This is a genomic window from Sphingomonas paeninsulae (genome assembly GCF_003660165.1).
Lineage (GTDB): Bacteria > Pseudomonadota > Alphaproteobacteria > Sphingomonadales > Sphingomonadaceae > Sphingomonas_O > Sphingomonas_O paeninsulae.
This window is the reverse complement of record NZ_CP032829.1, coordinates 1,706,698-1,719,149: the sequence shown is the minus strand read 5'-3', so window position 1 is coordinate 1,719,149 and position 12,452 is coordinate 1,706,698. Positions and strand designations below refer to the sequence as shown.

Genomic DNA, 12,452 nt, shown 5'->3' with positions numbered 1-12,452 from the left:
TCAGGATCACATGCCCACCGCCACTTGCGCCGAATTCGACCGTTTCAGATTGCGATACCGCGCCACCGCCCACAGCGGAAAATACGCTGGATAACCATGATAACGCAGGTAAAACACGCGCGGAAATCCGCCGCCGGTATAGGCCTCCTGCGACCACAGCCCGGCGTCGTCCTGCGTCGCCATCAGATAGCGCACACCCCGCTCGACCGCCGGATTGTCGACTTCGCCCGCCGCCATCAGCCCAAGCAAAGCCCAGCCCGTTTGCGACGCCGTCGAAGGCGCGGGCGTGTACCCCTTATAGGCCAAATCATAGCTGTCGCAGTCTTCACCCCAGCCGCCATCCGCGTTCTGGGTGCGCATCAGCCAATCGACCCCGCCCCGCATCATCGGCGACTGATGATCGATCCCCGCCGCGTTCAGCGCGCACAGCGCCGACCATGTGCCATAGATATAATTGACACCCCAGCGCCCGAACCAACTGCCGTCGTTCGCCTGTTCTTTCTCCAGAAACTCCAGCGCCGCCTTCATCCGGGGCGTATCGCGCTCTCCCAATTGGGCCAGCATCGAAACACATCGCGCGCTCACATCGCTCGTCGGCGGATCGAGCAGCGCCCCGTGATCGGCAAACGGGATATTGTTCAGATAATGATAGCTGTTGTCGGCATCGAACGCGCCCCAGCCGCCATCACGACTTTGCAGGCCGACAGTCCATTCGACCCCGCGCGCAACAGCCTCATCATAAACCGGCCCCGTCCGGCCCTTGGCCCGGTCCATTGCCATCACCACAACGGCGGTATCGTCCAGATCGGGATAATGCGCGTTGTTATACTGGAACGCCCAACCACCCGGTCGCACATCCGGGCGCTCGTCCGCCCAGTCGCCCTTCACATCCAGCACCTGCAACGGTTTCAGCCACGCCAGCGCGGCATCCGCGCGCGCCTCGGCATCATCGCCCCCCGCCTCCATCATCGCATGAGCGGCCAGTGCGGTGTCCCACACCGGCGATACGCACGGCTGACAATAGGCCTCATCCTCTCCGACAACGAGCAACTTGTCGAGCGACGCCCGCGCGATTGCCCGGTCCGGATGGTTCTCCGCGAGCCCAAGGCAATCGAACATCATCACGCTGTTCGCCATGGCCGGATAGATCGCGCCCAGCCCATCCTCGCCGTTCAACCGCTCGGTCACGAACGTCACGCAAGCCGCCACGGCACGTGCGCGAAGGCGTTTCGGCCAGAGCGGCTCGACCCCCTTCAGAACCACATCCAGCCCGTCGAAAAACAACGTCCAACCGCGTTTCGTGCCCTGGGCTTTGCTCTCTGGCCGGACCCGCCTGCCGACATAAAGCTCATCGACCAACACGCCAGTCACGTTGCGTGCGACGGGCTTTTTGGCTGCCAGCACCAGCAGCGGCACAATCACTGTCCGCGCCCAATAGGACATCTTCGACAAATGGATCGGGAACCAGCGCGGCAACAGGATCAACTCGACAGGCAGTGTCGGCACGGCCCGCCACGGCCCTGCTCCGAACAGCGCCAACTGAATGCGCGTGAACACATTGACCGCTTCCGCACCACCCGCCGCACGGATCGCCGTCCGCGCGCGCGTCATGTGCGCTGCATCCACATCGTCGCCGATCATCTTCAGCGCATAATAGGCTTTTACCGTCGCGCTGATGTCGAACGCGCCACCGGCAAACAACGGCCAGCCGCCATGATCGGCCTGTATCCGCCGAAGATAGCGCGCGATCTTGCCCTCAAGCACAGCATCGCGTGGCTCACCCAGATAATGTTTCAGCAGGACATATTCAGCCGGGATGGTCGCATCGGCTTCCAGTTCGAACACCCAGTGCCCGTCGTCCCGCTGCAACGCGGCCAGCGCATCGGCGGCGCGCTTTGCACAGGCATCGGCCGCGCCGAGGATATCGGTTGGTTCAATCAGGGTCGCCATCGCTAGCCCCTAACCTACTCGTAGCGAACCCGCCAAGCCTGCCGCGGTTACACCAGAGCGCAAAGCTCCCTCGATCGTTGCTGGCAGCCCGGTCTGTGTCCAGTCGCCCGCCAGAAACAGGTTCCGCCACCGCGTTTTAGCGCCCGGACGCTTGGCATCCTGCTCGGGCGTCGCGACAAAAGTCGCGCGCTTTTCCTTCACGATTTGCCACCGCGGCAAATCGGTCGGCAGTCCGTGAACCGCCGCAATATCCGCCCAGAACTCCGCCGCCAGTGCCGCCCGATCACGGTCGACCAGATGATCCGCCGCGCTGACCGTCACCGAAATCCGGCCGGGAAAAGCAAATATCCATTCTGCCAGCCCGCCGATAACCCCGATCATCGCAGGCGTCCCCGGCGGCGGCACAAAAGCAAAATGCGCGTTCACGATCGCGCGGAAATCGTCGGGTACCGTCAGTTCAGGCACAAGGCTGGCCGCAACCCACGGCGGCACGGACAGCACCACCGGCTGATCCGCTGTAACCGCAATCCCGCCCTCACCAAAATCAAGGGCCACCAAAGCATCGCCCTCGAACCGCACCGACCGCAACCGCCTTCCCAGCGCAACACTGGCTCCGTGCGCGCCCAGCCACGCCAGAGCAGGATCGACGAACGCCGCCGCCAAAGTCGGCTCGGCAACACGCGGTCGCATCGCCCGGCCACCACGCGCCATCGATTGCCGCAACAGATTCGCGGTCAGTTTCGCCGATCCTTCAGCGGGCGCGGTGTTCAATGCCGCCAGCAAAACGGGCTCCATCAGCCGATCCCAAACTCGCCCCGTAGTCGCCACGCGATCGGCCACGGTTTCCCCCGCCCGCCAGACATTAATGCCCCGAGCCGCAGATAATCCGCAGCACTCGTCCCCGGCACGCGCCTGGATTTGGCAAAAACCCACCACGGCACGCGTCCTGCATTCGGTCGGAAAGACCAGCGCTCGCCACTCGCCCGGTCCACGAAATCAAACTCGGCATCATCAGGCCCACTCAGCGCGCCCTCTGCACCGATGCTCTGCAAATACCCGACAACCGCCTCATTCCCCGACAGCACCAGATGATTGCCGTTGTCGATCACCCGTCCAAGCTGCGGATCATGATAACTCCGGCACCGCCCGCCCGCCTGCGCCGCGCTATCGGCTACATCCACGGCAAACCCGGCGCGCGTCAGTTCGACCGCAGCGGACAATCCCGCCAGCCCCGCACCGACTACCCATGCGCGTCTGCTCACCGAAGCAGGCTCAGGCGCAACACCGTCAGCAACAGCATCGCCTTATTCACCCGGATGCGTTCGCGCGGCGCGGCCCAGCTCGCCGCCTCCATCTGGCGCAAGATCTTCGCATAAACGGCAGCCATCAACCGTGGCGCGATCAAATGCCCCGATGGCCGCCGTGCCAATATGGCGTTCGCGGCCTCATAATGCCGATGCGCCAGCTTTGCGAGTTCGCGGCACGCACCCTCTATCCGGGGATCGTTCACCACCTCAATCGGCGTCGTGAAGACGATCCGTGCCGCCAGCAATGGCTCGGCCGGCAGATAGACCCGCCCGATCGCTGCATCCTCATCAATGTCGCGCAATATGTTCGTCAGTTGCAGCGCACGGCCAAGGTGAAAGGCCAGTTCGATGCCGGGCGCTTCGTCCATCCCGAAAATCCGCACCGACAATCGCCCGACTGCGGACGCCACCCGGTCGCAATAGAGATCAAGAATTTCGAGCGAAGGCCAGCGAATATCGCCCGCAACATCCATCGCCATGCCATCGATCACGGCCAGGAAATCCGCCTTTTTCAGCCCGAATCGCGCCACCGCATCGGTAACCAGCGCAGCGCGTCCCGGTGCTCCGCCAGCGTACAGCGCCTCGATATCCGTCCGCCATGCTTCGAGTGCGACCGCGCGTTCTGCCCGGCTACCCTGCTCATCATCGGCAATGTCATCGACCGCGCGGCAGAACGCATAAATCGCGTACATCGCCTCGCGCTCCGCCTTTGGCAGCACGCGCATTCCGGCATAAAACGAACTGCCGGAGACTTGCGCCTGCAGCGAAGGGGTTGCGGTCATATCGTTCATCGGCCGACCATTTGCGACAGCGCAGCCATCACCGCCAGCCCCAAAGCCTCTGGCTTCGAATGGTGAACCCGCTCCGACAATGGATCCCGCGTTTTCAGGCGATTGTTCAGACTGACCGCAAGCCGGTGGATGATCGCCACCTCGACCGCAAGCCGCCGATCCTTAATCTGCGATGCGAACCCCGCCGACCGGGCCAGCAGATCATCGGTTCGTTCGGCAAGCGCCACGATGACGCTACGCAATTGCGGCGTGGCGACCGACGCGCCAAGGTCACGGACCACCGCGCCATGTTTGGCCAACGTATCCAACGGCACATAAACCCGGTCGATCGCCCGGTAATCCTTGCCGCAATCCTGCAAGTGATTGATAACCTGAAGCGCCGCACACAGACTGTCCGAAGCTGGCCAGCAATCCCGCGACTCCCCATGAACGTCGAGCACATAGCGTCCGACCGGCATCGCCGAATACCGGCAATAATCGATCAGATCGTCCCAGTCCCGGCAACGATTGACCCGGCAATCGCGCTCGAACGCGGTCAGCAGATCCAGGCCGTGCCTTGGCGACAAACCCCGCTCGCTCAACGTCTCACGCAAGGCACGCGCTTCGGAACTGACATCGCTGGTCCCAGCCAAAGTCGCGCGCATCTCCGTCAATACAGCCAGCCGCTCGCCCGCATCGACCGTCGCATTATCGGCAACATCGTCGGCCGCCCGCGCAAAGCGATAAAACGCCATGACCGGTGCGCGATGCTCGGCCTTCAACAGCACCGAAGCGACGGGAAAGTTTTCGTCCTTGTGTCCCTTACCGGATGCCGATGTCGCTGCGTCCGCCGTCACAGATTTGCCGCCGCCTGAGCGCGCCCCTTCCACATGCCCCCGCGACCGCGACCGTGCTGCCACGCCGATAACAGGGTGCACCCGGCGTAAAAGCTGGCGATCAATGGCAAAGTCACACCCCACAACGGCGACCGGCGATAGAAACGCAACATCGGCTGAAACGCGATTGCCATCAATATCCAGCCGACCAAACCCATCCAGCGCGCATAACCATGTCCGAACACAGCCAGCAAGGGCGGCGCGAGGTAAGTGAGACAAAGCCCCAATATGGTGCCCATCAACAGCAGCGGCGAATAGCCGAGTTGCGCATAAGCCGACCGCGAAATCATCGCCGCGACCGAGGCAATCGTATCGTAACGCCGGATACTGAAGGCGCGATCGGTCAGTCCCAGCCAGATCGCCCCCTGACGCTTCAACAGCGCCCCGAACGCGCAATCGTCGATCAAGGCACCCCGAACGGCCCCGATACCCCCCGCCCGTTCCAGTGCGCGCCGTTCGACCAGCATGACGCCACCAGCGGCACCCCCACGGCCCGAAGTACGCCGATTTACCTCAGAAAATGGGTAAAGTAGCTGAAAAAAGAACACAAAAGCCGGGATAAGCGCCCGTTCGGCCAGACTTTCGCACCGTAATCGCGCCATCAGCGACACCAGCACACGGTCATCGGTCACAGCCCGCGTAACGAGACTGCGCAGCGTGTCCGGCGCATGTTCGATGTCGGCGTCGGTCAGAAACAAATAATCGCCCCCCGTCCCCGCCGCCGCAATCCCCTGAGAAACCGCCCACAGCTTGCCGGTCCAGCCCGCCGCCAATCGCGCGCCGTTCAGGACCGTCAGCCGATCCGACCCGACAGCAGCGTTGCGCGCCAAGGCAGCGGTTCCGTCGCTGCTTCCGTCATCGACCAGCATGATATTGAACTCGCCCGGATAATCCTGAGCGATCAGGCTGGCGATACTGCGCTCGATCACATCGGCTTCATCGCGCGCAGGCACGACGGCGGTGACTGCGGGCCAATTCTCCAGCGCAGGCAGATCGCCCAACCCGTCACGCTCCCGCACCAGCCAGAACCCGCCGCGCGCCACGATCATACCGATCCAGATCACCAGAACCGCCACCCCGACCCAGATCACGCGATCATCCCGGCCTGTTTGAACCACGCAATCGCATCGACCAGCGCCTCGTCATAAGGCCGCGCACGATATCCAAGCTCAGCCTCCGCCTTGGCACTGGTGAAATACATATTATAGGCGGCCATGCGCAGCGCATCGAGCGTCAGGAAAGGTTCACGCCCCGTCACGCGCGCAATCTGTTCATTCGCCCACGCCAGCGGGAATAATGGACCACGCGGGATGCTTATGGTCGGCGCGCGCCGACCGACCAGACGTGCGACCGTAGCCAGCATCTGAGCAAGGCTAACATCCTGACCACCAAGGATATATTTCTCGCCGATACGCCCTTTTTTCAACGCCAGAACATGCCCCTCCGCCACATCATCCACATGGACGAGGTTCAGCCCGCTTTCGACAAACGCGGGCATCCGCCCCGAAGCAGCCTCTACCACAATCCGCCCCGTCGGCGTCGGGCGAACATCGCGCGGGCCGATCGGGGTCGACGGCATCACGATGGTTGCCGATAACCCTTTGTCCGCGATCATATTTTCAACCAGCCTCTCGGCAATGACCTTGCTCCGCTTGTACGCGCCGACCGCCTGTTCGGGCGTTGCTCCGCGCGTCTCATCTGCCGGTGCAGTTGGATCGGGCCTCAGCGTCGCGACGCTACTGGTGTAAACCAGACGCTCGACCGAAGCCGCCAGCGCCGCCTCCATCACGTTCCGCGTTCCGGCCAGATTATTGCGGACGATCTCCTCCGGGTCGGATGCCCAGATCCGGTAATCCGCCGCGACGTGACAAACGGACTTTACCCTCACTCCATTTGCAGACATCGCCCGATCGAGCGATTCACGATCCAGCAAATCGCCAATAACGATCTCGGCATCCAGCCCCGCCAGATTGGTTCGGGGGCTGTTTTCCCGCACCATCGCCCGCACCCGATATCCGTGACGGACCAAAGCGCGCCCCACGGCGGCTCCGACAAATCCCGAAGCCCCGGTCAACAAGACAAGATCGGACGATTGGGTCAGCACTTCCTCCACGATTATCCCCCGTCCCTAGCCGCGATCGGGCAAGCCGTCATCGACCTTTGTAACGCGTTCGGGCATGGGGAGAGCGTGGTGATTTTCGGTTCCGCCTTGCTTCTCATGTCCGCGATCGGGACCGCGTGCCTGATGATCGCGGCAATACGGTTGTACCGGTTCAAGCCCTTTCGTGCGGCTCTCGATCAGCAGTGCGAGGCTGTGACGATCCTGAAACCCCTTCACGGTACCGAACCTCAATTGTTCGCCAATCTTTCGACCTTTCTCCGGCAAGACTATCCGGGGAACGTCCAGCTAATCTGCGGCGTCCAAAGCGCCGCCGACACCGCCATTCCCATTATCGAGACGTTGCGCACCGCTCACCCAAATGCCGACATCGTGCTGGTCGTCAGCGCCGCCTCGCACGGCACGAATGCCAAAATCTCCAACCTCATCAATATGCTCACCGAAGCTCGCCATCCCATCCTGATTCTCAGCGACAGCGACATGGCGGTCGCCTCTGACTATCTGGTCCGTATCACCGGCGCGCTCGCCGCAACTGACGTTGGCGCGGTTACATGCCTGTATCGCGGACGCGGCGATGCGGGTGGATGGTCCCGGCTTGCCGCGATGGGGATCAGCCAGCACTTCCTGCCCAGCGTCCTGCTCGGAACCGCGCTCGGCCTCGCCACACCGTGCATGGGTTCGACCATCGCACTCCGTCGCGCGACGCTCGATTCGATCGGCGGGCTTGGCAGGTTCGCAGATCTGCTGGCCGACGACTATGCGATCGGACAAGCGATTCGCGCGTCGGGCAAAAGCGTGGCCCTCCCCGACATGCTCCTGACTCACGCCTGCACCGAAACCAGCCTGAAAGCCCTTATTCAGCAGGAATTGCGCTGGAATCGAACGATTGCCCAGCTCGACAAGGCGGGTTTCGCCGGGAGCCTCGTCCTCCACCCGCTGCCTATCGGCCTGGTCGGGGCGGCAATCTGTGGCTTTTCGCCGATTCCCCTCATGATCGTCGGCGTCGCTTTGATTGCCCGCATCAAGATTGCGTTGCTCGTCGATTGCGGCGCTGGCAACCGCCCTGCACCACTGCTATGGATTCCCGCACGCGACTTTCTATCATTCGCCCTGTTCATCTGGACATTTTTCGGGCGAGCGGTTGATTGGCGCGGCACAGCATTTACAGTCGATCCGACAGGCCGGCTTTCGACCCACCAGGACAAAACTCGATGACATTGCGCACGCTCTTTCTACAAGCGCCCTCGTTCGATGGTTATGATGGCGGCGCGGGTGCGCGCTACCAGATGAAACGTGAAGTAAAGTCGTTCTGGTATCCGACCTGGCTCGCTCAACCCGCAGCTTTGGTCGAGGGTTCAAAGCTGATCGACGCGCCCGCCCACGATCAGAGCTGGGACGACATCAAGCATGAAGTCGACGAACGCGACCTCGTCATCCTCCACACATCCACGCCTTCGTTCCGGCAGGACGTCCACACCGCCGAACTGATCAAGGCGCGCAATCCGAAAATCATCATCGGACTGATCGGTGCAAAGGTCGCGGTCGAAACGCAAAAGTCGATGGAGGCATCGCCCGCTATCGATTTCGTCGCGCGCAACGAATTCGACTTCACCATCCTCGACATCGCAAACGGCATGGCTCTGGCCGATGTCGACGGCATTTCGTGGCGCACCCCTGCCGGCGAAATCATCCATAACAAGGATCGCGCCGTCCTTGAAAACATGGACTCGCTGCCGTTCGTCAGCCCGATCTACAAACGCGATTTGCAGATCGAAAAATATTTCGGCGGTTATCTGCTCCACCCCTATGTCAGTTTCTACACAGGGCGCGGGTGCAAGAGCCGCTGCACATTCTGCCTCTGGCCGCAGACCGTCGGCGGCCACAACTACCGCACCCGATCGATCCCGCACGTCATCGAGGAAGTGAAGTACGTCCAGCGCGAGATCCCGCAGACCAAGGAAATCTTCTTCGACGACGACACGCTGACCGACAACGCTCCGCGCGTAGAGGCGCTGGCGATCGAACTCGGCAAGCTCGGCGTCACATGGTCGTGCAATGCAAAGGCCAACGTCCCTTATAAAACGCTAAAGATCATGAAGGAAAACGGTCTGCGCCTGCTCCTCGTCGGCTATGAAAGCGGCAATCAGCAGATCCTGCACAACATCAAAAAGGGGCTGCGCACCGACGTTGCGCGGCAATTCACCAAGGATTGCCACGCACTCGGTATCGTTATCCACGGCACTTTCATCCTCGGCCTTCCCGGTGAGACGACCGAGACGATCGAAGAGACGATCCAGTACGCCAAAGATATAAACCCGCACACCATTCAGGTATCGCTCGCCGCGCCGTACCCGGGCACGTTCCTGTACAAACAGGCGACCGAAAATGGCTGGTTCGACGGCACCGATCACCTGTTGACCGACGGCGGCAACCAGATCGCTCAGCTGAGTTACCCGCACCTTCCGGCCAGCGTGATTTTCGACAAGGTCGAGGAATTCTACAAACGCTTCTATTTCCGCCCGTCGAAAATCTGGGAAATCGTGTCTGAGATGCTTCGTGACTGGGACATGATGAAACGCCGCCTGCGCGAAGGCGTCGAGTTTTTCGACTTTCTGCGACGTAGAAAGACTGTGGAATCATCGGGGTGAAAACACTGATCGTCACCGCCGACGATTTCGGCGTGGACGTGGCGGTCAACGAAGCGGTCGAACGAGGGCATCGTGAAGGTATCCTGACCGCTGCCAGCCTGATGGTTGGCGGCAAGGCTGCGGATGACGCCGTAAATCGCGCGCGCACTATGCCATCGCTCGGGGTGGGCCTGCATCTCGTGTTAGTCGAGGGGCGTCCGACGCTGCCCCCTGAACAAGTATCCCGCCTGATCGACGCGACCGGCGGCTTCCGCGCCGATATGGTCCGTTCCGCGATCGCGATGACGTTCGACCCGGTTGCCCGCCGCCAGCTTGCCGCCGAAATCGAAGCCCAGTTTGCAGCTTTCGCAGCGACCGGCCTCCCCCTCGATCACGTCAACGCACACAAACATTTCCACCTGCATCCGGTAATCGCCGCACTGATGGTAAAAATCGGCAAGCGATACGGCCTGAAATCCGCCCGCGCGCCCGTCGAACCGCGCCACATTCTCGCAACGATCGAGCCTGACGCGCCAATCCGCCGCGACCCTGCGATCCTCTGGGCAAAACTCGTCCGCCACCGCCTGCGCGCAGCAGGAATCGCCACACCCGACCAGGTTTTCGGCCTCGCATGGAGTGGCGCCATGAACCCGGCGCGCATGGCCGGACTGATCGACCGGCTGCCCGATGGCGTCACCGAAATCTACACTCACCCCGCCGTGACCGACGACTGGTCCGGCCACAACCCCGGCTATCGCTACACCCAGGAATTTGAAGCCCTGCTCGAAACCCACGCCCCCCAAATCACCCTCGCACGCTTCGCCGATCTCCCCGCATGAAGGGCTATGCACGGATCGGACTCCTGCTCGCGACAATCATCGGACTGGCAATCGCCGGCTGGACCATCGGCGCGGTCGGCGCGCTTCAGGTGTTCGACGCAATGGCGACGATCGGCTGGACCGGGATGCTGGCCCTGACTCTTTGGTCGATCGCGGTACTGGCCCTGCTCGGCGCGGCATGGTTCGCGGTCGCACCCGGTGAAGCTCCCGCCCGGTTCCCCTTGTTTATCTGGGCACGCACCACCCGCGAAGCCGCAACCGACGTCCTGCCATTCTCCCAAATCGGCGGCCTGGTCGTCGGCGCGCGGACGCTCACGGCAAAGGGCGTTTCCACCCCCGTCGTCTATGCCTCGATGATTGCCGACATGACGACCGAACTGGCGGCGCAATTGCTGTTCACGCTGGCGGGTGTCGCCGTGCTGCTGTTCGTCCTGTCCGACCTGCCCATCCGGTCCAGCATCATGCCCCTCGCCATCGGTGGCGTCGCCGGAATGGCTGCGATCATCGCCGTCCTCGCCTTTGCCCAGCGCCCCATGCTGCGGATCGCGGGCAATCTCGGCGCGCATCTGCTTCCCGGATCGATCGCCGCGATGGCCGCCGTCCGCACGCAACTCGACGCCATCTATCGCCAGCCGCGCCGCGTCATCACCGCGTTCGTGCTTAACCTGCTCGCCTGGATCGCCAGCGCCGCGGGCGCGTGGATCGCGCTCCGCTTCATGGGGCTGACGACCCCGCTTTGGGCAGTCATCACCCTCGAAGCCCTCATCTTCACCCTGCGCAGCGTCGCCTTCTTCATCCCCGGAGCAGTCGGCGTTCAGGAAGCAACCTATGCGCTGATCGGCCCCATATTCGGTGTCCCGCCAACGACGGCCCTCGCAGTTTCACTCCTCAAACGCGCCCGCGACCTGCTGATCGGGGTGCCCGCGCTGGTTATCTGGCAGGCCATGGAATACCGGGCGGTGGCGATCGCCGGATCGACCGAGGAGCCATAGTCCACCCATGTCCAGCACTGCCTATCTCATCAATCTGGCCTGTCCCGATCAGGCCGGCATCGTCGCGCGGGTCAGCGCATTGCTGGCGGCAGAAGGCGGCAACATCCTTGAGGCGAACCAGTTCGACGATGTGGAAACCGGGCGGTTCTTCACACGCATCGTCTTCACCCTGGCCGACGATAACCGCTTTGCCACACTGGTCGAAAACTTCCGCCCGATTGCGGCGCATTTCGGCATGGAATGGACCATCCGCCCGCGCGACGAGCGGCGCAAAGTCGTGTTGCTGGCATCGAAATTCGACCACTGCCTCTCTGACCTGCTTTATCGCTGGCGGATCGGTGAACTCCAGATGGATGTCGTCGGCATTATCTCCAACCACCCACGTGAAACTTATGCCGCCACCGATTTCGGTGATGCCCCCTTCCATTATCTACCCGTCACGCCTGAAACCAAAGCCGGGCAAGAGGCGCAGATCAAAGCAATCGTCACCGATAGCGCCGCCGACCTGATCGTCCTTGCACGCTATATGCAGATATTATCGGACGACCTAGCGACCTTCCTGTCGGGCCGCTGCATCAATATCCACCATAGCTTCCTGCCCGGCTTCAAGGGCGCGAAACCCTATCATCAGGCTCATGCCCGCGGCGTCAAAGTGATCGGAGCGACCGCCCATTACGTCACCGCCGACCTCGACGAAGGTCCGATCATCGAACAGGATGTCGAACGGATCAGCCATAGCGACAGCCCCGAAGATCTCGTTCGAAAGGGCCGCGATATCGAACGCCGCGTACTCGCTCGCGCGGTCCGTTTCCACCTCGACGGTCGCGCGCTGCTCAATGGCAACAAGACCGTCGTTTTCCGAGATTAACCTAAAACTTCGGAGATTAACCTAAAACCCCGTTTCCCTGAACCTGTCGAAGGGCTGCCCTTCTAAAGGTTGAAGCAGGACACC

10 protein-coding genes and 1 pseudogene are annotated in these 12,452 nt (G+C 62.1%); 5 read left to right on the top strand and 6 right to left on the bottom strand.

Going from position 1 to position 12,452, the window contains the following annotated elements; all coding sequences use genetic code 11:
• Nucleotides 1–6: 6 nt before the first annotated feature.
• From shc to hpnA, 6 genes and pseudogenes are all read right to left on the bottom strand, one after another.
• Complete coding sequence (gene shc / locus D3Y57_RS13895) at nt 7–1,950, bottom strand: squalene--hopene cyclase (protein WP_121153525.1); 1,944 nt, start codon at nt 1,948–1,950, stop codon at nt 7–9.
• Nucleotides 1,951–1,959: 9 nt separating this feature from the next.
• Nucleotides 1,960–3,179 (bottom strand): annotated as a pseudogene (gene hpnE / locus D3Y57_RS21640) (hydroxysqualene dehydroxylase HpnE).
• Nucleotides 3,180–3,208: 29 nt separating this feature from the next.
• Complete coding sequence (gene hpnD, locus D3Y57_RS13885) at nt 3,209–4,039, bottom strand: presqualene diphosphate synthase HpnD (RefSeq protein WP_121155950.1); 831 nt, start codon at nt 4,037–4,039, stop codon at nt 3,209–3,211.
• A gap of 5 nt (nt 4,040–4,044) precedes the next feature.
• Nucleotides 4,045–4,884, bottom strand: a complete 840-nt coding sequence (gene hpnC / locus D3Y57_RS13880; protein WP_121155948.1) for a squalene synthase HpnC — start codon at nt 4,882–4,884, stop codon at nt 4,045–4,047.
• The gene (locus D3Y57_RS13875) at nt 4,881–6,014 is read right to left on the bottom strand and encodes a glycosyltransferase (RefSeq protein ID WP_121153523.1); all 1,134 of its coding nucleotides are present in this window, start codon (nt 6,012–6,014) and stop codon (nt 4,881–4,883) included. Before D3Y57_RS13875 ends, hpnC begins: the two co-directional genes overlap by 4 nt.
• A complete protein-coding gene (gene hpnA, locus D3Y57_RS13870) occupies nt 6,011–7,027 on the bottom strand; it encodes a hopanoid-associated sugar epimerase (protein ID WP_430739046.1) in 1,017 nt (338 codons plus the stop codon). Before hpnA ends, D3Y57_RS13875 begins: the two co-directional genes overlap by 4 nt.
• 87 nt (nt 7,028–7,114) lie before the next feature.
• Here hpnA and hpnI point away from each other — a divergent pair, with 87 nt between their 5' ends.
• From hpnI to purU, 5 genes are read left to right on the top strand one after another with little or no spacing between them, the layout of a single operon-like run.
• Complete coding sequence (hpnI, locus tag D3Y57_RS13865; RefSeq protein ID WP_162987124.1) at nt 7,115–8,257, top strand: bacteriohopanetetrol glucosamine biosynthesis glycosyltransferase HpnI; 1,143 nt, start codon at nt 7,115–7,117, stop codon at nt 8,255–8,257.
• Nucleotides 8,254–9,690, top strand: coding sequence for a hopanoid biosynthesis associated radical SAM protein HpnJ (hpnJ, locus tag D3Y57_RS13860; RefSeq protein ID WP_121153518.1), 1,437 nt, complete (start codon nt 8,254–8,256; stop codon nt 9,688–9,690). Before hpnI ends, hpnJ begins: the two co-directional genes overlap by 4 nt.
• Entirely contained in the window at nt 9,687–10,508 is an 822-nt protein-coding gene (gene hpnK / locus D3Y57_RS13855; RefSeq protein WP_121153516.1) for a hopanoid biosynthesis-associated protein HpnK, read from the top strand. The genes hpnJ and hpnK overlap by 4 nt, the downstream gene beginning before the upstream one ends.
• The gene (locus D3Y57_RS13850; RefSeq protein ID WP_121153514.1) at nt 10,505–11,500 is read left to right on the top strand and encodes a lysylphosphatidylglycerol synthase domain-containing protein; all 996 of its coding nucleotides are present in this window, start codon (nt 10,505–10,507) and stop codon (nt 11,498–11,500) included. Before hpnK ends, D3Y57_RS13850 begins: the two co-directional genes overlap by 4 nt.
• Nucleotides 11,501–11,507: 7 nt before the next feature.
• Entirely contained in the window at nt 11,508–12,368 is an 861-nt protein-coding gene (gene purU, locus D3Y57_RS13845) for a formyltetrahydrofolate deformylase (RefSeq protein WP_121153512.1), read from the top strand.
• Nucleotides 12,369–12,452: the final 84 nt, after the last annotated feature.